This is a genomic window from Pedobacter folensis, assembly GCF_056490665.1.
Genome location: NZ_JBWJIF010000001.1, coordinates 583,067 through 605,051, shown reverse-complemented (window position 1 = coordinate 605,051; position 21,985 = coordinate 583,067). Strand labels below are relative to the sequence as shown.

The following is a 21,985-nucleotide window of genomic DNA, read 5'->3' as shown; positions in this document are numbered from 1 at the left end:
TTACATTACAAATGACTGAAGTAGAAAAAAAGAACATGAGTACTGGCAAAAAAGTGGCAATTGTAATTGCACTTGCTGTTATTTTAATTGCTGGTTACTTTGCATTAAATATTTACAGGCTTTACTTTGCCCCTAACGTTACCGAAAATCAAAAATATTTATATATCAAAACCGGAAGCAGTTATGATGATTTGGTTGCAGAGATTAAAAAGAAAGACCTGGTAAAAAGCATCTCTACTTTTACTGCAGCTGCCGGAAAAATGAATTTAGCTACAAGTGTTAAACCCGGACGTTATCGTTTAACCAAAGGGATGACCAACCGCAGTTTAATTAACTTAATTAAAGCCGGAAATCAGGATCCTGTTAAATTAAAATTCCATAACATCCGTAAGAAGGAAAATTTTGCGGCATACCTGGCCAGCAACCTGGAAGCCGATTCGTTAAGCTTTATCAATGTTTTAGATTCTTCAGCACTGATTAGCAAATATGGTTTTAACCAGGATAATGTTTATGCCATGTTTATCCCGAACACTTACGAGATGTACTGGAATATTTCGCCGGTTGATTTCTTCGAGCGCATGCATAAGGAATATGATAAATTCTGGACAGCTGACCGCAAACAAAAGGCAGCAAGTTTAAACCTGAGTCCGGTACAGGTATACACCTTAGCTTCTATTGTGGATGCAGAGGCACTTTACGACAAAGAGATGCCCATTATAGCAGGTTTGTATTTAAACCGTTTGAATAAAGGGATACTGTTACAAGCTGATCCAACGGTAATTTTCGCCAATAACGATTTCACCGTGAAAAGGGTAACCGGAAAATTATTACAGGTACAATCGCTTTACAATACTTATAAATATGCAGGTTTACCTCCGGGACCGATTATGATGCCGAGTATTAATGCCATTGATGCTGTACTAAACCGCGACAACAACAATTATATTTACATGTGTGCCAAAGAAGATTTTTCTGGCTACCATAATTTTGCAGAAAACAAAGCGCAGCACGAAATCAATGCGAAGAAATACCGTGAAGCTTTAAACAAAAGAAATATATTTAAATAATGTATAGCCACAGTACGAAAATCAGGGTTCGATATGGCGAAACCGATCAGATGGGTTATATGTATTACGGCAATTACGCACAGTATTACGAAGTAGGCCGGGTAGAAATGTTGCGCAGTTTGGGTATGAGTTATAGCTCGATGGAAGCCGATGGTATTATGATGCCGGTTCTGGAATTAAAATGTAAATATATTAAACCTGCCCTTTACGATCAGGAAATTACAGTAAAAACAATCATCAAAACCTTACCCGGCATCAGGATCTTTTTCGAATACGAATTGTATAACGAAAAAGAAGAACTGATCAATATCGGGGAAACTACCCTGGTTTTTGTCGATATGAAGAAAAATAAACCAACAAACCCACCCGAAAATTTTATGAAAAAATTATCGGTGTTTTTTAATTAACAAATACAATGGAATGGTTACACCGGCAATTATTACATCTTAAACTCTATTCTAGGTTTATCGAATGGACGAAGGGATGTGTTTTGCCTGGTTTTAGCCCACTCCCATTATACACTGTAGCTACTTTCTTCTTTCGTGAAATCGGAAAAGATGCTTTGGTAAACAAGTCATCGTCTCTGGCTTACAGTTTCATGCTGGCCATCTTTCCTGGCATCATCTTCCTGTTTACCTTAATTCCCTTTATTCCAATCAAAGGTTTCCAGGATCAACTCTTAAATTTGATACAACTTGTATTACCACATAATGCTTTTGATGCCTTCGAAACCACATTAAAGGACATTATTAAAAACCAGAACAGAGGCTTATTATCTTTCGGTTTTTTATCGGCCATATTTTTTGCCACCAATGGCGTTAAAAATTTAATGAAGGCTTTTAATAAATCATCACTGATTATCGAAACCAGAGGATGGATAAAACAACGTTTAATTGCACTCGTTTTAACAATCATTATCTGCTTTTCGATCATCATCTGCATCAGTGCGATGGCCTTGGGTGAAGTTTTACTGAATAAGATTACCAACGAACTGCACATTAAAGACAGTTTTCTGGTTTTCGCGGTAAAGTTTACGCGCTGGGCATTACTAGCCATCTTATACTTTATTACCATTTCAATTTTATACCGTTATGGCCCTTCACATACTAAAAAATGGCGCTTGTTCAGTGCTGGCTCCTGGCTGGCCACTATACTTGCATTCATTACCATCTGGGGCTTTTCTTTTTATATTAATCACTTTGGTTCTTACAACAAGGTGTATGGTTCTATCGGAACATTAATCGTGGTGATGATCTGGCTTTACCTCAATTCTTTAATTTTATTGATCGGTTTTGAGTTAAATGCCAGCGTTGATGTCAGCAAAAGAAGTGTAAAAATTATCCGCCCTACCTTCAATTTGTTCAAAAAATCGGAGCCAATTGAGGAAAATATACAGAAGAAATAATTTTTTCTCCCTCTGTGTTAAGTAATTATCAAGTTTATATAAAAAAAAAGCATTCATAGTTTGCAGATTTAACCGGAGTTCGTACTTTTGCCTCCGGAAAGCTGGCAGAGTGGTCGAATGCGGCAGTCTTGAAAACTGTTGACTGTAACAGGTCCGGGGGTTCGAATCCCTCGCTTTCCGCCGAAAATTTAAAGCCTGAAATTATAAGATTTCAGGCTTTTTTCGTTTCCAGAAACTCCCCATGTAACGAATGTCATTAATTGAGTTTTTTACAGCACCCCTTACACCAATACTTACATTTGTAGCCGAAATCACTTTATTAAGTTCAGATTTTTAATTATTTTGAACAATAAAAATGGATTGTTATGGAATATGCTTCAAAAACAAAGAATGTTTTGGATCAGATAAATACCAAAACTAAGCTTGGAGACTTAAGAAATATTGCTAAGGAGATCAAAAAGGATCATGAGTTGGCTATGGAGCTATGGTCTACAGGGAGTTTGCTTCCCAGATTACTGGCCATCCTGATTATGGACAACAAACAGGTTTCACCAGATCTTATTAATACGCTTGATCAGGATATGCAAACGCATGCATTCGATGAGCGAAACCAGCTAATGGACTGGTTTATGGCTAACCAGCTTGTTAAAGACAAGAAAACAATTGCCCTGATCGAATCATGGGAAAAAAGTCATTCTGCGCTTCAGAGACGTGTATACTGGTATTATCAGGGCCGCTTGAGGTGGGTAGGACAAACACCGCCTGCGAATACACCAGCATTATTAAGTAAAATAGAAGCTAACCTGGCCAAAGAAGAACCAGAAGTTCAATGGGCAATGAATTTCACAGCGGGCTGGATTGGAATTTATGATAAACAATACCGAAACCGGTGTATTACGCTCGGAGAGAAAACAGGTCTTTATAAAGGTGAAATGGTATCAAAAGGCTGTACGCCTAATTATTTACCGGAATTTATTACCATCGAAAGTAACAAACGAAATTTATAATCGGGCTAATAACAAATACTTCCTTATACCATTCATTCATCAATCTGGTTCTTGATCATGCTTACTTTTTAGCTGTTTTGTGGTGTCCACATTCGGAAAAATTTAAACATCTTGGAATATTCTGCTCTGGGCGAAAACGCTATGCAGACTTCCTGATTATCTAATGTTGATTCTGTAAGCACGATATGGTCTGGTTCTTTTTTAGCATTCGTGAACTCAGTTTCTGAAACGACACACACCACTTTTTTAAATATTCCATTAATCCATGTCTGCATGTCATTTGTATTTTCAAACTTTCTAAAACAAGCGAGGGAGGCATGTGCGGTTATTACCGGTACCATTTTATCAGGAATCTCTCTTTTAACTAAAATATACATCTTCATACTACTATAAAAAAAATCGATTATTACATACAATGTTCCCGAGCTTTGCGAAACTGTGCGTTTAAGATAAACTTACTGAAAAATCTTGAAGGATAAAGACTTCTTCGTGCAATTCCGCAGAACTACTGCTCAGTGCAAATCTTAGCATCCTGGGCATAAGCCATCGCCCAAACGTGCTTTAGATATACCAGTACATTAATCGCGCTAAAAATCTCAATTAGTTAAGGTGTTGTGAAAGCACAAGTCAACCAGCCCCACGCCAGGCACACTAAGACTTGCGCTAGTAAGTGTTAAGGGATAAACCAATTTTAGGTAACATGGTCCCAGCGAAAAGCCAAGACCATATAGTGTAATTATTCTACGGTAGTAGTATAAGTTTTGGTTTCCCATTGTACCCTAACGGTTGTGCGCTTGTTTTTAGCGACAAGAATCTGAAAAGTTGGTTCTGCACCTACCCCTAAGTGTAAGTTTACAGGAGTTTGGTTTTTAAGGATATAAAAGCTGATTGGCCCATCTTTACTATGTTTCACTGCAGATGAAAAATCATTTTCTATTGTACTAAAAGGTACTGCGGTATCAAACCTGAAGCCGCTGAACTCGCTGGTAATTTCAATACTGTAATCTGATCTATCTGTTACAATCACATTTAACAATCCTACAATGCGTTCCATCATTACCTCTAAAGTTTGATTTTTTGTGATGGATACCCCTGTTTGTTTGGCAAAAAAGGTATCTGATGTTTTATAACGTTTATCTAAAGAAGAGAAAGACGGTTGCCAATACTGAAAATTTGCTTGTGCATAAGCAGCATAAACCGGCGAGTTTTTATCGGCTTCGTAAAATTGATTAATACCAAACTCGGTTTGCGAGCCAATGGCTACAAAATTATAAGTACCACTGGGAAGTTCGAAACTGATTTGCCCAAAGTTCGGTGCGCCGGGCAGCTGGGTTTGCCGCGCTACTTCGGCACCGGTTTGTGTGTTGTAAGCTACAATGCTTAATTGTTGGATGAAATTTTGAATGGGCTCGGTTGGGAAGCCAACATTTGCTTCACCTACAGTATGGTTGAGTCCCCCAATCTTAAAATCAATTTTATAATTCCTGATCGTTACTACAGGTTCGCCGGGGAATTTTATACATGCCGATAGCATCAGTACTACCGTGCATAAGATTAACATGGATTTTTTCATAAGGCTTTTTTATCTTCAATATAACTATAACACAAAGGGCAATCACGCCATTCTGGTGAATTGTGCCGTTAATTGTGAAATTTGGGTGAGGATTTTACAGCTTTTCTTGAATATGAAGCCTGAAAAATATTTTGGCAATAGGCAGCTGACATTATAACTTGCTGCTAAGACGACTCAGAAAGCTAAACTTCCTGAAAGTTTTTTTTGTATGTTTGAGTTACACCACCTATTGAAAACGTTTTGTTTAGATTAAGACATACCCTACTTGTGTTAGTCATCGCACTGCTCTTTTTAGCGGCTTGCCATACTGCACCCAAGACGCCGAAAGATAAAGCAGAAGCTTTGATTACGGCCATGTTTGATGCGCCAACTAACCATACTTATCGTTACGAGGCTGGCATATTCGGAAAACTCGACAGTTCCTATTCCAGCTACCACGATGAAGCGCAATACAAAGTATTACAGGACAGTGTTTCTTATTATTTAGACCAGGGAACTGCTGCTTTTGGAAGGGTGGCTGATATTGGCTACCGCACAGATGCTACTACCGATAAAATTAAAAAAGAAAAATTGTGGAAACAGATGCTCTCAGCATCCGACACCCAAAGAATGTACAATGACAGCGCCGACTTCTATTCAAAAAAACTCAAATTTATAAGAGCCCATTATAAGCCTTTCTTCAATGGATGGAAAATGGAACATCATTTTAAGGCTAACAATAATTTCGGTTTTCAGGTCGATCGACAGGCTGTATTTTATTTTGATAAGTCATTAACAAAGGTCATCAAATTTGAGGACGCGGGTAAACAATAGGAAGATGCATCTTTTAGGCGTTTTGCTAGCTTGCTTTAATAAACCACAGGTTTTGTCGAAGAACATCGTCAATCCCAAGGGCCAGGAAAATCAAAAAAACAGATGTAATACAGCTCCCCTTACCCCATTCCAAACCTAAAACGCAGTGGTTTTGTGCACGTTCTGCAAAACCTTTTACTTAGCACTTGCTGCACAAAACAAAGTGCCGCTGTTTTTTTGATGTGTTAGGGATTGTGTAAAAGGCCCCTTGCCGGATTGACAAAGCATTTTTGCATACTTTTGATGCCCCGCGGCAGAGAGCGGAGAAAAATTAACTTTCGCATTCCAGCGCAAGTTTTATCGCCGAAGGTAGTTTATCATAAATGATGCATTCATACGTTAATCCTACCCAATATCGGTATCGCAAGTAACCCCTAATAAAGTCGCATTAGCCCCTATCCGTTTTAACTTTTTACTTCCATCTTTGTTAAGAAGGTGGAGCAGCAACCACTAAAAAAAACGGGCGAACCGAAAAGCCAGATGAGTAGGATCAGAAAAAATCTATTTTATGTCTAACAACCAAGTTTCATTGCACAGGGTAATTAAAGCATCTCCAGAAAAAGTATATCGCGCTTTCGTTGAGCCAGTAGCACTCGCTTCCTGGATGCCGCCTTACGGTTTCCTGGGTACAGTACACCAGATGGAGGTAAAGGTGGGCGGTACTTTTAAAATGTCGTTTCAGAATTTCACCACTGGCAACAGTAATTCTTTCGGTGGAGAGTACCTCGAAGTTCGGCCGAATGAGCTGCTTATATTCACCGATAAGTTTGACGATCCTAACCTGCCTGGAACACTTACGAATACGATTCGGTTAAAAAAGACTTCTGTAGGTACAGAATTGGAAATTTTACAGGAAAATATACCAGCAGCTATACCTGCCGAAATGTGTTATCTGGGTTGGCAGGAATCGTTAGAAAAACTGATCAAGCTGGTGGAACCGGAAATACCTGAGGGTTAACTGATTTTGATTGACAGCTTGTAAAATCAGTCGTCATTGCGAGGAGGAACGATAGCCTGCCCCGTCTTTTCGGGGAAGCAATCTTTCCTGGTGTGATAAGATTGCTTCATCCCATTCTAGCGCAAGTCTTAGCGCCAAGAGCCTCAGCCATGGCCTGACTTGTGCTTTCATTAATACAATACCCATTCTAGCGCAAGTCTTAGTGCCAAGAGCCTCAGTCATGGCCTGACTTGTGCTTTCGTTAACTCAAAACATCAATCTCAATTAATCCCTTGCCCCCTTCATAATCTGCCGCACTACTGTATAGATAATCAGCGGCATTTACCACCAAACCTGCCTTAACTGGATTGTCGTGAAGGTAATTGATCCTTTCTTCAAACATATTTTCATGCGGATCTAATTCAACAGGATGGTTATCCTGCCTCCAAAATTGAAAATTTTTATTATTGCTATTTTGTTTCCCGGCCCTTGAAAACAGGTAGAGCATCCATTCTTTCCTGCTTTCGATGCTGCTCTCTTTTATTTCCTTTAAAATTCTAAATGAAGAATACTTCTTTAAATCGCGCATGATATCAGGTAGTAAATATCCTTCTTTGCAACTTACAATTAAATGAACATGGTTACTCATAATTACCCATGCATGTAGATTAAGGCCTTTTTCCTTTCTGCAATAAGATAAACTTTCCAAAAAAAGATCGCTGTAAATGGCCCGTGTAAAAACATCAATCCAACCCACCACAGCGAAAGACACAAAATACATGGCTGCTGGGTCATTGAACTTATATTTTGTACTCATACTTAAATATAAAAGGATTATGACAAATCATCAATTTATATAAAAGCTAAGATGCTAATCAGATTTTGACTAGATCAGTAGCATGAAAGCACAAGTCAGCCAGCCCACATTCCAAATCACTAAGACTTGCGCTAGTAAGGTATTTACCTGCACAATTAGCGTAATCTGCGGGAAATTTATGAATATCTATCCCGCAGATCTAATAAGATAAACGCTGATGGATTGAGATAGCCTCACGCTAGCGAAAATTCTGATAACACCATGCTCAAATTTCCCAGCCCTCATACCAAACTTATAAAAAATCAAATAAACTTGCAGCTTTAAGCATTACAGAAGCCAGATGTACTGATATTACATCAGGTTAACCTTAAATAAATCAGCACCCAAACCTTTGAGTGAAGCATAGGTTAATTTATCCATCGTTGCCCCTTCAAAGCAGATCGTTTTAATGGCCCGGTAATATTTATTGGTAAGGGCGAAGGTAGAGCGAAAAGATACATTTTTAAATGTTGCACCTTTAAATGTAGTATCGTTGAGCGCTGCATTGTGAAACAGCACGCCTGTAAAAGTCTGCCCGTCCAAACTGAGTCCACGCAAATCGGAATAGTCAAAGTCTACGCCATCAAATATGCAGTTTTCAAAAACGGTCTTCCTCAGATCAGTCTTGCTCAGTTTTACCTCCTTTAGTTTGGTATTGCTGATTTTTGCTCCGGCCAGTTCTAAGGCATAAAACTTTGTACGCAGCAAAATGGCCTGATCAAAATTAGCAGCCGTCAAATCAGTAGCCGACAGGCTGCAATCGGTAAGGTTTGCACTTGTAAAATTGGCTTCACGGGCATCACTACCCAGAAACGAACTTCCCGTCAGGTCGGCGCCGCTAAAATCTGAGCCGCGTAAATTACTCCCGTTAAATTTCAGCTGATGTGCTATAACGCCTGCAAAATCGGTACTGGCAAGATCATTCCCACTGAAATTAGTCAGCAGTTGTGGCTGATGTGAATCTGTTAAACCCTTTATCGTTGCCTTTTCCTGTTCCTTTTCACTAATGGCATTTGCAGCAGCCGGGTTTGCTGAAAAATAATTGAGGTCTACATCCAGAATCTTGGCGAGTTGGTTCAAGGTGATAATGTCTGGCATCGATTCTCCCCGCTCCCATTTTCCAACGGCCTGCGGGCTTACAAATACATGTCCGGCAAGTCCGGCCTGAGACATATTTATTTTTTTTCGTGCTACGGCAATTTTATTACCGATCATTTTTGCATCCATATGTACTGTCTTTTTTAATCATTCGACATTGCAAATGTAGCCCCCCAATTAGCCAGATTCCGCAAATCAGCCGATCATTATAGTTGTAATTCCGCTACTTATTGTGGCTTTTTAGCAACTGGCAGTTGTATTTAAGCCGCAAGCGAATTCCTGAACGCTTTAAGGCTTAATCCCCTTTGCGATTTGAAAAATTTGTTCAAATGACTTTCATCTGTAAAGCCCAGCTCATAGGCAATTTCGTTGATGCGCATATTACTGAAACGCAAACGTGCTTCGATAAGTTTAATCCTTAAATTGGCAATATATTGCTGCAGGGTTTCGTGGGTATGTTTCTTGAAATATTTACCAAAGTAATGCTCAGAAATACCAAACTGGCTGCTTAGTTTTTCAGCCCTTAGCTTCTCAGGATGATAAATATTTGCCTGAATATAGTTTAATAAGGCCAGGGTTTTCTCCTCGGCATCTTCCTTAATGGCAGCAGGCAGGTATTTGGCAATATTCCGTGCGACCATCACAATCATCGTATCTACCATTTTTGCAATCAACTCCTTGTTATACAGGTCGCGGTTTACATACTCGGCCATCATCGCATCAATAAGCGACCGGATAAACGGTTTGTCTGAAAAGTTTTTAAGAATACAACCAGGCTGATGACTGGCATTCTGCAGAATATATTCCATCCGCTGCACATCATCGGTACGGAATTCTTTCGAACGGATATAAACATTTCCAAAACGCAGAAAGAAAAATTCGGTAGTGCTTTCTATCTCAAACGAATGGCAATCTTCCGGCGTAATCAGAAACATATGGCCAGCATAATAATCAAATTTATTATTATTGATACATTGTTTTCCAGTACCCGATAAAATGTATACCAATTCGAAAAACAAATGTTTATGACCTTCTTTTGGGCATTCGTCTAACTTCTTATAAACAATTTCAAAAGGTTCGTGTAAAGTTTCTCTATTCATGATGTGTTAAGCGTAGCGCAAATTTACCAATTAAAAGCAAATTTATACTGAATAATAACATAATATCAGTTTATATTTGCCTTGTAAGAATCATAAAAATTGTATATCCATATAAAAAAACTATGAAAGCTATAGGATTTAAAACCTCATTACCCATTACAGAGCAAGAAAGTTTTATCGAATTTGAAACAGCTGTTCCGCAACCAGGCGGACGAGATATCCTGGTGAAGATAAATGCAATCAGTGTAAATCCGGTTGATTATAAGATACGCCAGAATAGTGCTAAAGATACAGTTTTGGAAAGTCCGAAGGTGATTGGATGGGATGCTTCCGGAATAGTAGAAGCTGTTGGAGAGTCGGTTACCTTTTTTAAACCGGGTGATGCCGTTTATTACGCTGGCGATCTTACCCGCAGTGGTAGTAATGCCGAATATCAATTGATTGATGAACGGATTGTAGGCTTAAAGCCGAACACATTTAGCAATGCCGAAGCCGCCGCTATGCCCTTAACTGCACTTACAGCATGGGAATCGTTATACGACCGTATCCGCATTAATGATCAAAAAGATAAGGGAAAAACCATACTCATTATTGGAGGTGCCGGTGGTGTAGGTTCAGTTGCAATACAGCTTGCAAAAAAAATAAGCGGGCTAAAGGTAATTACTACCGCTTCGCGTGCCGAAACCAAAGCATGGTGCCTGGCTATGGGAGCCGATTTGGTGGTAGACCATAAAAACCTGGTGGAAGAAATACGTGCAGCAGGTTACCAGGAAGTAGATTTTATACTCGATTTTGTTGATTTAAATGTTTATTGGGATGCCATTGCAGAACTGATCAAACCGCAAGGCCATATCGTTTCGATTACGGGTTCAGCCACTCCAATTGCGTTGAATAAGTTAAAAAATAAAAGTGTTACCTTTTCGTGGGAATTCATGTACACCCGCTCGATGTACCAAACCGACGACATGGAAGAACAGCATCATATTTTAAATAAACTTGCCGGACTTTTTGATGATGGTATGCTTAAAACCACTTTAAATACCACGCTGAAAGGCTTCACAGCTGAAAACCTCAAAGAAGCACACCGCTTATTAGAAAGCGGAAAAACGATTGGTAAGGTAGTAATCGAATACTAAGTAGTTAATGGTAATACGGCTGATCTGCTCTTGCCGTATTACCATTTGCAACAGTCACAAAACAAGAAAAGGCCACTCCTTTCGGAGCAACCTTCCCGTAATTTTTGGCTGATTAGCTGATTGAGCGACTTATTTTTTCCCGCTCATATCCATAAAAATGGATTTAATTCCTTCCAGAAGTTCTTTTCGCTCGCTTGCCAGTACCAATGGAAACCATTCGTCAGTATGTAATTCTACAACATGCTCATGGATGAGGTAGTGCCTGCCCGATCTAACCCTCCGGCGATTACCGGGAATGATCGTTCCAGATAACATTTTGATTATAATTTTCGTAATCATCCTGATGTATTTCGGAGAATCCTCATATTTACAATCAATAAAAAGGATCCACAATCCGTTCATCGTATTGTATTGTATACTTGCTTTCATTTATGAAGCTATTAAAGATGACTACTAAGGAATACCCGTTTTATAAACTAAAGCCCCAGGCGATTCTGAAGCCTACAAAGTTGTTTGTATGATCGCAGTGATAGAATTTGCCATTGCTTTCATAGCGTAATCCGGCATCGATGTAATTATTGTTGTGCAGATAAAAGATCATTCCCGCCTGCGGTGCGTATACAAATGCGGCTTTTTTCCCCTCAACACAGTTTGTTTTGTTTAAAAGAAAGGAAAAACCGATTTCCGACTGCAGGTAAAGATTACTTCTGTAGAAATATTTTAAACCTGCTTTAACTGGTACAAGCTGTAAGTCGTCAACCAAACGGGAGTAATTGCCCGATACAAAAATGTTGTTGAACCCTGTATTTACCGAGGCATATAAAATGCTTTCGGTAATGGGAAATTCGGCCTGAACGGATACACCAAGCGGGGCTTCGTACTTTTTAGCTAAGTAACCAGTCGCTAAACCTGTTTCGATACCAACTGAATACCGAATGCCTGTACCACCATACACCTGCGATTGTGCTTTGGCGCCTTGAAAAACAAACAATGGTAACAGTAGAGTTAATGCGTTAATTATTTTCATGATTTCAAAAAATTAGTGAATAGAAATCCATCACCATAAATTGTGCTTATGGCGAATTATTTAGAGAGATACTATAAAAAAAGGGAGCGTTCACCGGAATGGTAAACCCTAAGAAGATATTGGTTTAAAATAAATTAAAATACCAGCAATGGCTTAAGAAATAGACCTGTTGTTATTTCTTGGCATAGTATGATGTGCAACGGTTTCAGAAACACTCTTTTCTATATTGTTATGGCTTAATATTTCGTTGTATTTTTCAAGTAACTTGATGTATTTATTCATCCAGAAGTATACCGAATTCGCATCACCTTTGGTTTGATCCTCGGTATGTGCATCAAAAGCTTCATGAATATAGTGACTGTTTTTAGAAAAAGTTTCGGGTAACTCAACAGAAAAATCGTGACCAATTACGGTACCTACTTTCCAGATAATTTCGGGATTTAGACTTTTCTGATCAAACCAATTGTAAATAGTTCTTCTACTTACATTTAATTTCCGGGATAACTCACTTATCCCCATTCTGTCTCTGCGTACAACACGCTCGAGAACCTGGCCTACATTTAAACTCATAGCAGTTAATTTAATTTAAAATAAAACATTTAAATTCGATCAACAATCTGGGACGACTTCTACTATTTAATGCAATTTAACAATTATTTCGGGAACAAAAGTAAAATAATTGTATTAGGGTATTTTTACGGTAATTAATTGGCAACCAACAGATCTAACTCTTCAAACCTTGAGTTATTACTGATATAATCGGGTATAATTTCTTTCATTTTCTTCACCATATTCAAATCATTGCCATCGTTGTTCAATACAATCAGGTCTTTAATAATCTGATTAACGTACAAATAATTGTAGGCTACTTTTTGTGATATTTTAATTTTTGGATGATGTGTAGGGATAATCTCTTCTTCCATGAGCAAGAGTTCTTCATACAGCTTCTCTCCCGGCCTCAAACCAGTGAAAACGATATCGACATCCACATAAGGGGTTAAACCCGCTAATTTGATCATATTTACAGCCAGGTCAACAATCTTAACCGGTTTGCCCATATCGAAAAGATATATTTCTCCTCCTTTTCCCATTGCACCGGCTTCCATCACCAATTGTACGGCTTCCGGAATAGTCATAAAGTAACGGGTTATTTCAGGATCGGTGACGGTAATGGGGCCTCTTTTTTCAATCTGGCTTTTAAATCTTGGGATAACAGAGCCATTTGAACCCAAAACATTTCCAAAACGGGTGGTTACAAAACGGGTACGCGAAGCTTGTGTAGTAATTTCACCTGTCGAAATAATCTCAGGGCTATTTAGCGACTGAATATAAATTTCGGCCAAACGTTTAGATGCACCCATTACATTGGTTGGCTTAACGGCTTTATCGGTAGAAATCATGACAAACTTTTCTACGCCAAACTCCATTGAGATATCGGCCATATTTTTAGTCCCCAGTACATTTGTTAAAATGGCTTCAGCGGGGTTATTTTCCATCATGGGCACATGTTTGTAAGCCGCAGCATGGAAAACAATTTCAGGTTTATAGAGTTCGAATAGTGTCCTGATCCGGTTCACATTCTGCACATTGGCCATAAATATCTTCACGTTCGCCGCCTGGAAATTATCTTCCAGTTCGAGTTTTAAATCGTGAAGCGGTGTTTCCGCCTGGTCGCACAGAATTACCGATTTGGGATTGTACTGTAAGGCCTGCCTGACAATCTCCGATCCGATGGAGCCCGCAGCACCTGTAACTAAAATACATTTACCACTTAAATCTTTCAGGATATTCTTTTTATTAAGTTTAATAGGTTCACGTTCCAATAAATCTTCAATTTTCAGATCGCGTAACTGGTGCGAATCTAACTTACCGTACAGCCATTTATCTGAGGGTGGCACCATAATTACCTTAATACCTTCGTTAACACAGATATCAATGATCTTCTTTTTGTTTAAAGTGTTTAGTGCATCTTCGGCAAAAAGTATTTTTTTGATATTGTGTTTTTCTTTTAACAGTTCAACTGAGCAAGAATGATATACCTTTTTCTGTTCGAGGTATTTATCAACGCGGTCTCTGTTATCATCAATAAAGCCAACAATGCTGAGATTAGAATCTTCATTCTGTTCTATTGCTTTTTTGATGAGGATTGCTTTTTTTTCCGATCCGTAGATCAGAATATTCTCCTTGGTTTCTGATTTGAGTTCTTTAAAAAAGAAAAATACCCCTTTTACCAAAATACGCATGAGAATAAGCAACGACGAGGAGATGAAAAAGTTCAATATTAACGCTTTATCCATCTGATGCCAAAGCAATTGAAAACGTTGCGAAAGTATCTTGTTTACGCTGACAAAGAGTAAGCTGGTTACAAAAACAGCAAGAAAAACCCTCAGCATATCTTCGGTATTGGAGTAACGTATAATACCGGTGTGTATTCTTAAAGAAATGAAAACACCTGCTGCGATAAAACAATAAAGCGCTACATAAACCGCATTGCCCGCGTTAAAAACTTCAGTATAACTTAAGGTATTGGTTAATACGATGGATATGAACAATGTCCAAACAACGATCATCTGATCGATCAATAAAATTAACCACCTGGAGTGTGCTGTATCTGGGAAAAAGAACTTTTTCATAATTGAGAATCATTAAATATTGTGTACAATTTATTGTGGTAGCATTCTATAAAGGGGGAAAAAATCTGCATCCTCATGTATTTGGTTGCCCGATTTTTCTACTAACTGATTGTAAATAGGTTTATTGGCAATAAAACGCCAGCTGTAATAGTTTAAAAGTATATTTGAAAAACCCTGCTTCCATTCAAAAAGCGAATCTTCTTTAAAACCAAGTCCGCCTCCTAAATGATAGTATTTCATGTTCCATTTGCGGCCTAATTCACTAATCTCATCAACCAAAAATTTAGCTGGAGAATTTCTAAGGTAATTTGCATTAGTGGCAATCAGGTGGCCCTGAATAATGCCTTTGGTGCACATTATGATACTGCCACAAACAATATCATCATTTGAATAAACCAGGATGAGCTTACAATCGAATTCTGTTGACCGCACCAGCTTTGTAAAATATTCTTCAGTAAAAAGATAGAAATCTGTTGCACTGATGCGGTTCATATTCGATTGATAGAGCTTCGCAAAAGCAGCAATATCTTCCTGCGAAGTGGTTTCCACAGCAACATAACCAAACCTTCTACACTTTTTGATGCTATCTCTTGTGGTTTGCCTGTACTGTTTCCGTTGTTCTTCTATACTTTGCTGTAAGTTAATGGCAATCGTTTTGCCATTTTCATAGATGCCATCGGCCTCTTGCAACAGTATATTCTGATCGAAAAAAGGATGAAGCCTGCAAAAAACAGAAACATAACTCCCCTTTTGTAAAAAGGCCGAAAAAGCATTTAGAAAATTCTTTTTCAAGCTGTCGCTCATATCGGTGAATTTCAGGTTTGAAACCGGGCCCGAATAACCATAAACGCAATGCAAATCGTAATATGGGGTATCCTGTATTGCGCGTGATAATAAAGGTATAGCGATAAAATTAAGGCCTTCGCAATACACAAATAAAATAGGCGTCCCATTGGTTGCCATAGCATGGTAATGCCAGGTATGATAAAAATCATAATCGGCAGCCAGACTAATGTACTTTACCCAATCATCCTTTTGTTTTAAAGTTAATTGCAAAGTAGTGCCTGTAGCATTATTTTCAATCAGCATATCCATTTTTTAAAAAAGAAATAACAATTAATTATGAAGCAATTACAGGACTACGGTAGAGTGGAAAAAAATCAATATTTGAAAAGGGATCGAGTGATCTTTCGTTTAAAAGTGTATGGTATAATTCGTCATTGGCAATGTATCGCCAGCTATTAAATTCGAAGCATAAATTAGAGAAACCCATTTTCCAGCCGAAAAGATTATCTTCTTTAAAATTAACACCACCGCCGAGGTTAAAATATTTATACCCCAGTTGCCTGCCAATTACCGTAATTTCATCAGTTAATAATTTGGCTGGCGATTCGAACAGGTAGGTGGTCCTGGTGGCCAAAAGATGTACCTGCATAATTTCTTTTGTGCAAACGACAATGGCGCCTGATATAGCTATTCCATCTTTATACACCAAAAAAAGTTTGCTATCAAATTCATCAGAAGAAAGTAGCGCAACGAAATAGGCATTATTAAAAAGATAATGGTCTTTAGCACCTATGCGAATCATGTTTTCGGTATATATTTCAGAAAATATACTGGCATCATTAATATCAGTAGAAATCCTGACTTCATAATCGCGCTTTCGCAATCGCCTGATTTTTTCTTTTACGCTTTTCCGGTAACCGGCCCGCTGGCTCTCAATGGTTGTGGTTAAATCAATGGCTACTGTTTTTCCATTGGCATGTACGCCTGAAAACTTCTCCATTAACCTTTCCTGGTTAAAAAAGGGATGTAATCGGGAAAACACAGTTACATTTTGACCGGTTTCTAAAAACGCAATGAATGTACTTTTAAAATTTTCCATAAAAGCATCATCCAATGCATTGAAATCCATGTTTGAAATGGGTCCTGTATATCCATAAACCGATGTAAAATCGAAAAAGTCGGAACCGGGGATATTTCGCTTCAAAAGCGGAAAGGCAATGTAATTTTCGCCTTCCTCATATACAAACAACATGGGTAAACCACTTTTATCTAGTGAATGGTAATACCAGGTGTGATAAAAATCGTAATGCAAAGCGCGCTTTACATATGCAGACCATTCTTGTTTATCATCAATTGTAATTATTTTTCTCATTTTGAGCTATTAAATTAGGGTAGATTTAAAGTAAACAGGTCAATTTGCAGCAAGTAAAACAGAAGAGTTAATTACCATTTTAATAAAATCCTCTTGTTGCGAAACGCGTTGAAAGCCTACTTTTTTATAAATGGAATAAGCAGCAAGGTTATCTGAATGTACTTCTAAAAAGATGTGTTTCAGATTAAGGTTATAAAAAGCATATTTTAACAACATTAAAGAGGCGTTATAACCTATCCCCTTTCCCCAGTATTTCTTTTCCCCAATAAAGAGGTGAAATTCTGCACTTTCGTTGTCGATATCAAGCAGCTGAATATTGCCAATATATTCATTCGTGTTTTTTACGCAGATGGCAAAACGTTTTTCATTAGCCAGATTGAGTTTATTTAACAGCCATTGTTTTTCCATTTCGGCTGTAATGGGATCTTTTAACACAAATTTAGTATACGACCATACTTCAGGATCGTTTCTCCACTTGTAAGACACATCAGCATCCTTTAATTCTAATGGCCTTAAATAAATTTGAGTATTCATATGAGCGGTTTTAAAGCTTTAACAATTACTTTCATATCGGCTATGTTATAGCGGTGGTCGATTGGTAATGAAACAAGATGTTTAGTCAGAAAGTATTCATAACTATCTGCATGCGCCCATTCGTAAACATTAGGCCAATAGGTGGCCACAAATATTTTTTGATTGATGAGCTGTTGTTTAACAGATGGATCTTCCACCAAAAGTGGGTAAACCATTGGCACATCTTCTGCCGAAAAGTTTAACCTCAAAAGATTTTCCTGTCCCAATTGTTCGTCCAGGTAAGCAAAGTTTGTTCTTCTGATATTGGCGCACTCATCGTAGTTTATACCTGAAAGAATGCTTTCTGTTAATACCGACATCTTTTTGATTTCGTTATTGCACAGCTGTTTATTGTTTTCTATGTAATCGGTATAACCTGCTTCAATATTGATATCGATACTTTTAATCAGGTGCGAGAACCGATCTGTTGATTGATCCTGTTTTAAATTTAAACCCAATGTGGTAGAGATATTAAGATAAGCACCATCGGGTACACCGAAAAATTTCCGGCAGGAATAGAATGTGTCGCAATTATTGATGGGTTTACAAAAAAATGCCTGTGCATTATCGACAATCAGATTCCTGATTTCTTTGGCTAATTTTTTAACGGTTTCTGTTTTAAGGCCAAAGTAATTGGTGTAAAGCAGGCAACAACGTTCGCCTATTTCAAAATCTATAATTGGGTCTAAATCCTCATCTATATGATAAAAGTGATAATGTACATTTAGTTTTCTGAGCGGTTCTAACAAAACCTCGCAGGTATAGTATGGAAGATATATGGTGGTATATTTTCTTATCCTTAACACATACTCCAGTGCATTTCTGCCTGTATTGAGTGCAATTAAATCAGGATAATAAAGCTCTCCTTTTGATAATTCGAGCGGTATATAGCCACCAATGGTTTTGGCTGAGTGCGTTCCTGTTTCCATCGTTTTATCTGTTAGCCTTGATCCGCTTTATACATCCTGTTTTCCACAGGCCTGTAATATTCCTGTAAACTGGCCGGCACCCTTGCATTATAACCGATAATCTGTCTTAAATCGTTATCTATTTTTTCGCCGAATTCATATCCTAAAAATCTGGGATAATCGAATTGTTGCTTAATGTAAGGTTTGGTGAAACCTAAGGTTAAGGCCCTACGCTGTTTTCGGGTGAAATTGATACCACCTGCATGCCAGATATTGGAATCGAATAAGATAATGCTTCCTTTTTTGGCAATGGCTTGTTTAGCAAAAGCTTTAAAATGTTTTTCTTCTGGTTTGATATCCAGTTTATGAGAGCCCGACAAAAAATGCGTGGCGCCATTAAATATGGTAAAATCATCGAGCACGATAATCATCTGGATCATAAATTTAGATTCAGCGGAAAATGTACGTACATCGCGATGGATATTCTGGATGTAAGATTTGGTCTTTTTGGTGTTAATTACGCCGTTTATTCCATTAAGGATATAGTTTCCGCCCAAGAAATCGCGGATTTCCCTGTGGCAGTACAACTTACTCAAAAGCTCGATAGCGAAATTATCTTTCTCCAGCAAATGATGTAATGTTCCTTCCATATTTTCATCAATTCCATTTAAAACCTGTATTTCCCTTCTTAAAAGGTATGAAGTTTCGAAACCTGTGGTTATTTCTGAAATTAATTTCTGATTGATTGCCTTTTCATATACAACCCATCCATACTCCTCTATAGCTTCCCTAAAGTCGGCTAAAGTGGCTCGTTTGTAAATAAATGTATTGTTCACAATTTTAGGTTTAGTTTAATTTATTTATTTGGTTAGTTCTTGATGTGCAAAGGGTGGTTAAGCCTGTAAATGCATAATCTTAAAGAGTTCTGCATTTACGATATTCACATCAAATTTTGTTTTTGCAAATTCATGTCCTTTGTTTCCAAAAGCAATAATATCATCGCTGTTATTAATAAAATATTCCATTTTATTGGCCAGCGCACCCGCATCTTTTACCGGAATAAGAAATCCATTGGCCTGCTCAGGATCGTTATTAATGGTTTCCCGGCAGCCTACAGAGTCGCAGGTAATTACTGCCCTTCCAATAGCCATTCCTTCGAGTACACATCGTGGAACGCCTTCCCCGTAATAAGAAGGAAGCACCATGACCGAAGAGCGTTCTATATCTGGCCGCACATCATCAACCTGCCCCATATATTGAATGGTATCGCCATCAGCAATTTTTTGATATAAATCGGGCGCTATAGCATCGATGTTAGGACCATATGGTCCAATTAGTTTAAAAACGGCTTGTGGAAACCGCTGTTTGAGCTGTTTAGCTGCGTCATAATATTCTTTAATGCCTTTTGCATTGATCAGTCTCGACACCATTAAAAAAGTTATGGGCGAAGTACTGGGTTTGGAATAGTGATAGTGGCTTAGGTCTACTCCTGATCCGTTGACCACATAAACCTGGTGTTTTTTATTCAGGATTTTCAGATCAACTAAACGTTGAGAATCGTCTTTGTTCTGAAAAATAATATTTAAATGCGGATTAGGTTTCAGGCTCAGCTTTAATAATAGCCTCGTTATTTTAACAATGAGTTTATTACTGGAGGCGTTGTCGGTAAAGTTATACCCTAATCCGGTAAGCATGGGGGCGATTAATTTAACCTTACATATTTTAGCCAGGAAAGAACCATAAATAACGGGTTTAAAGGTATAAGGAAAAAAAATGTCAGGTTTAATTTGTTTGATGAGTTTATACAGCGAAAAGATAAACCTTAAATCGGATAAGATAGAAACGTTGCTACCATCTAATTTACTTTCGTAGGTAATTACATTTAGTGCTTTCAGTTTACTCCGAACCGATTCTTGTTCAATTTTTGGTGTAAACACATAAACCTGGTTATGTTGTTGCATCTTTTCGATCAGCTTCCCTCTGAAATCGAGCAGAGATCTGGAAGAGTCGCAGACGATAAAAATCTTTTTCCTAGTTATATTCATCATGTCAAAATTTTAATTTAAACTGCAAAGCCACCTATCCAGGTGGCTTATTGCAGAAAAAATATGAAGGTTTTGGTTTACCTATCTGGCACCAGCATTTGCCGTAACGATAGCAGGCACACTTGCTGCATCGTTAAGGAATGATTTGTAATCATACTCTGGAACCCAGGTAGAAACTGCCGTCGTTATATTGTTTGCACCACATTTATCGTAAATATTGGTGGTAATACCGCTAAAATATCCTTCCGGATCACTTGCCACTTTTGTAGTTAATGGTTTAACACAATTTGAGAAATACTCATTATCTGTTCTTACGATACCACCTGCTCTTGTACCGATAGAGTAACCAGAGTTGTTAAGGTGATAGTTGTTAAACATGTGCACACTACCATAGTTCATTGATGGCTCTCTCTCTGTAATGTTGTACCACATGTTATGGTGCATCGTTACGTGTAATTTACCTTTATCAGCTTCGTGACCTTCAATACCGCCACTAATTAGCACCGATAAATTGGTATCGTGAAATTTGCTCCAGGAAACCGTTACATAATCAGATTCTCTGGTAATGCAAATATCTTTACCCCAATATTCCCAGCCATGGCTACGGTCTGTAGAGAAATCGCAATGGTCTACCCAAACGTGGTGAGCAGCATCTTTAATTTGCACGGCTGCCTGTTCTACGTAGTTTTTAAAGGTAATGTTCTGGATGATGATGTTACTTACTGTGTAAATGAATAAATTCACACCTTCGATAACAGCGCCAGATCTGCCAATAATAGATTTGTTTGATTTTACATATACGATATCCTTACCAGCACCTTTAATGGTACCGCTCACATAAATAGTACGTGTAACGTTATCACCAACGGCAGCTTTTAACTGATCAAGCGTGGTTACCGTAGTTTCAACACCACCCTGGCCACCTGTTGTTTTACCATTTACCAAAGCATAACCTACTAAGGCTGCATTAATAGTTGTATTTGTTGGAGGAGGAGTTACCGTTTCTGCCGGTGGTAAAGCAGCACTTGTACCGCCCATTAAATAAGTATATGAACGGCCATTAGTTCTTGGATCGGTATTGTCAGATGCTGAAAATATTACTGTGCTACCCCAATGGCTAAACCTGCCTTTTCCTAAATTCCTGATATCATCGTGTAAACTATGGGCAGGACCAATTTCTACTCCGTTTTCAAATAACCTTAAAATCGATTGCTCTTTTGAAGTAGAATTGTCACCGCCTGAAATTGATTGTGAAATTTTATAAGCATAACCTCCCTCAGATTTTACTCCTGAAAGGCTTAATTTACCAGTACTGCCACTGGTGGCGGCTAATACTGATGTTGAATCGCCTGAAAACAATTCTGTACTGTCGGCCAATGCATCATCAGCCTTTACACTTTTTTTACAATTACTAAAGAAAATAATCGTCGTTAACATTAAACCAATTAAACTCACTTTTTTAAACAATTTTGTCGTTCTCTGCATTTTTTATTTTTTTTAAATTTACAACTTAACGCTATATGCGATAAATGAGTACATTTAATAAAATGCAGTTAAAACGCTGATAATTAAATAATAGGCTTAATATTCGGTATTATTTATACTGTAAA

23 protein-coding genes and 1 tRNA gene are annotated in these 21,985 nt (G+C 38.0%); 8 read left to right on the top strand and 16 right to left on the bottom strand.

The window, feature by feature from the left end; genetic code table 11:
* Positions 1–11: 11 nt before the first annotated feature.
* The 5 genes from mltG (at position 12) to AC04QZ_RS02350 (ending at position 3,479) form a co-directional block, all read left to right on the top strand.
* The gene (mltG, locus tag AC04QZ_RS02370) at positions 12–1,067 is read left to right on the top strand and encodes an endolytic transglycosylase MltG (protein ID WP_478356417.1); all 1,056 of its coding nucleotides are present in this window, start codon (positions 12–14) and stop codon (positions 1,065–1,067) included.
* The gene (locus tag AC04QZ_RS02365; RefSeq protein ID WP_478356416.1) at positions 1,067–1,474 is read left to right on the top strand and encodes an acyl-CoA thioesterase; all 408 of its coding nucleotides are present in this window, start codon (positions 1,067–1,069) and stop codon (positions 1,472–1,474) included. The genes mltG and AC04QZ_RS02365 overlap by 1 nt, the downstream gene beginning before the upstream one ends.
* Before the next feature lie 8 nt (positions 1,475–1,482).
* Positions 1,483–2,472, top strand: coding sequence for a YihY/virulence factor BrkB family protein (locus AC04QZ_RS02360; protein WP_086546041.1), 990 nt, complete (start codon positions 1,483–1,485; stop codon positions 2,470–2,472).
* Positions 2,473–2,567: 95 nt separating this feature from the next.
* A tRNA-Ser gene (locus AC04QZ_RS02355) sits at positions 2,568–2,652 on the top strand.
* A 185-nt stretch (positions 2,653–2,837) separates the two neighbouring features.
* Complete coding sequence (locus AC04QZ_RS02350) at positions 2,838–3,479, top strand: DNA alkylation repair protein (protein WP_478356415.1); 642 nt, start codon at positions 2,838–2,840, stop codon at positions 3,477–3,479.
* Positions 3,480–3,547: 68 nt separating this feature from the next.
* Here the strand turns inward: AC04QZ_RS02350 and AC04QZ_RS02345 are convergent, their stop codons facing one another.
* Together AC04QZ_RS02345 and AC04QZ_RS02340 are read right to left on the bottom strand one after the other, a co-directional pair.
* Positions 3,548–3,862 (bottom strand): hypothetical protein, encoded by a 315-nt coding sequence (locus AC04QZ_RS02345; protein ID WP_478356414.1) that lies wholly within the window; start codon positions 3,860–3,862, stop codon positions 3,548–3,550.
* Positions 3,863–4,215: 353 nt separating this feature from the next.
* Positions 4,216–5,052 (bottom strand): FimB/Mfa2 family fimbrial subunit, encoded by an 837-nt coding sequence (locus AC04QZ_RS02340; RefSeq protein ID WP_478356413.1) that lies wholly within the window; start codon positions 5,050–5,052, stop codon positions 4,216–4,218.
* A gap of 267 nt (positions 5,053–5,319) precedes the next feature.
* Here AC04QZ_RS02340 and AC04QZ_RS02335 point away from each other — a divergent pair, with 267 nt between their 5' ends.
* Both AC04QZ_RS02335 and AC04QZ_RS02330 read left to right on the top strand, forming a co-directional pair.
* Entirely contained in the window at positions 5,320–5,865 is a 546-nt protein-coding gene (locus AC04QZ_RS02335) for a hypothetical protein (RefSeq protein WP_478356412.1), read from the top strand.
* A gap of 547 nt (positions 5,866–6,412) precedes the next feature.
* Positions 6,413–6,862 (top strand): SRPBCC family protein, encoded by a 450-nt coding sequence (locus AC04QZ_RS02330; RefSeq protein WP_478356411.1) that lies wholly within the window; start codon positions 6,413–6,415, stop codon positions 6,860–6,862.
* A gap of 241 nt (positions 6,863–7,103) precedes the next feature.
* Here AC04QZ_RS02330 and AC04QZ_RS02325 read toward each other — a convergent pair whose 3' ends face one another.
* The 3 genes from AC04QZ_RS02325 to AC04QZ_RS02315 all read right to left on the bottom strand — a co-directional run bounded on the left by AC04QZ_RS02325 (position 7,104) and on the right by AC04QZ_RS02315 (position 9,895).
* Entirely contained in the window at positions 7,104–7,658 is a 555-nt protein-coding gene (locus AC04QZ_RS02325; RefSeq protein ID WP_478356410.1) for an REP-associated tyrosine transposase, read from the bottom strand.
* 351 nt (positions 7,659–8,009) lie between these two features.
* Entirely contained in the window at positions 8,010–8,924 is a 915-nt protein-coding gene (locus AC04QZ_RS02320) for a pentapeptide repeat-containing protein (protein ID WP_478356409.1), read from the bottom strand.
* A 131-nt stretch (positions 8,925–9,055) separates the two neighbouring features.
* On the bottom strand, positions 9,056–9,895 hold the full coding sequence (locus AC04QZ_RS02315) for an AraC family transcriptional regulator (protein ID WP_478356408.1): 840 nt from the start codon (positions 9,893–9,895) through the stop codon (positions 9,056–9,058).
* Between the two features lie 122 nt (positions 9,896–10,017).
* On the opposite strand from AC04QZ_RS02315, the gene AC04QZ_RS02310 reads away from it, so the two are divergent.
* On the top strand, positions 10,018–11,031 hold the full coding sequence (locus AC04QZ_RS02310; protein WP_478356407.1) for a zinc-binding alcohol dehydrogenase family protein: 1,014 nt from the start codon (positions 10,018–10,020) through the stop codon (positions 11,029–11,031).
* A 129-nt stretch (positions 11,032–11,160) separates the two neighbouring features.
* Here AC04QZ_RS02310 and AC04QZ_RS02305 read toward each other — a convergent pair whose 3' ends face one another.
* The 11 genes from AC04QZ_RS02305 to AC04QZ_RS02255 form a co-directional block, all read right to left on the bottom strand.
* Positions 11,161–11,460: a hypothetical protein gene (locus AC04QZ_RS02305; protein WP_086546032.1), complete on the bottom strand. Its 300-nt coding sequence runs from the start codon at positions 11,458–11,460 to the stop codon at positions 11,161–11,163.
* 40 nt (positions 11,461–11,500) lie between these two features.
* Entirely contained in the window at positions 11,501–12,058 is a 558-nt protein-coding gene (locus AC04QZ_RS02300) for a hypothetical protein (RefSeq protein ID WP_478356406.1), read from the bottom strand.
* A 153-nt stretch (positions 12,059–12,211) separates the two neighbouring features.
* The gene (locus tag AC04QZ_RS02295) at positions 12,212–12,628 is read right to left on the bottom strand and encodes a helix-turn-helix domain-containing protein (protein WP_086546030.1); all 417 of its coding nucleotides are present in this window, start codon (positions 12,626–12,628) and stop codon (positions 12,212–12,214) included.
* Positions 12,629–12,762: 134 nt separating this feature from the next.
* Positions 12,763–14,691: a polysaccharide biosynthesis protein gene (locus tag AC04QZ_RS02290; protein ID WP_478356405.1), complete on the bottom strand. Its 1,929-nt coding sequence runs from the start codon at positions 14,689–14,691 to the stop codon at positions 12,763–12,765.
* 30 nt (positions 14,692–14,721) lie between these two features.
* On the bottom strand, positions 14,722–15,780 hold the full coding sequence (locus tag AC04QZ_RS02285; protein ID WP_478356404.1) for a GNAT family N-acetyltransferase: 1,059 nt from the start codon (positions 15,778–15,780) through the stop codon (positions 14,722–14,724).
* A gap of 31 nt (positions 15,781–15,811) precedes the next feature.
* On the bottom strand, positions 15,812–16,849 hold the full coding sequence (locus tag AC04QZ_RS02280) for a GNAT family N-acetyltransferase (protein WP_478356403.1): 1,038 nt from the start codon (positions 16,847–16,849) through the stop codon (positions 15,812–15,814).
* 39 nt (positions 16,850–16,888) lie between these two features.
* Positions 16,889–17,383, bottom strand: coding sequence for a GNAT family N-acetyltransferase (locus AC04QZ_RS02275; protein WP_478356402.1), 495 nt, complete (start codon positions 17,381–17,383; stop codon positions 16,889–16,891).
* On the bottom strand, positions 17,380–18,351 hold the full coding sequence (locus AC04QZ_RS02270) for a hypothetical protein (RefSeq protein WP_478356401.1): 972 nt from the start codon (positions 18,349–18,351) through the stop codon (positions 17,380–17,382). The genes AC04QZ_RS02275 and AC04QZ_RS02270 overlap by 4 nt, the downstream gene beginning before the upstream one ends.
* A gap of 11 nt (positions 18,352–18,362) precedes the next feature.
* On the bottom strand, positions 18,363–19,166 hold the full coding sequence (locus tag AC04QZ_RS02265) for a phytanoyl-CoA dioxygenase family protein (RefSeq protein WP_086546025.1): 804 nt from the start codon (positions 19,164–19,166) through the stop codon (positions 18,363–18,365).
* A gap of 57 nt (positions 19,167–19,223) precedes the next feature.
* A complete protein-coding gene (locus tag AC04QZ_RS02260) occupies positions 19,224–20,378 on the bottom strand; it encodes a glycosyltransferase family 4 protein (RefSeq protein WP_478356400.1) in 1,155 nt (384 codons plus the stop codon).
* A gap of 78 nt (positions 20,379–20,456) precedes the next feature.
* Positions 20,457–21,860, bottom strand: a complete 1,404-nt coding sequence (locus AC04QZ_RS02255) for a pectate lyase family protein (protein WP_478356399.1) — start codon at positions 21,858–21,860, stop codon at positions 20,457–20,459.
* Positions 21,861–21,985: the final 125 nt, after the last annotated feature.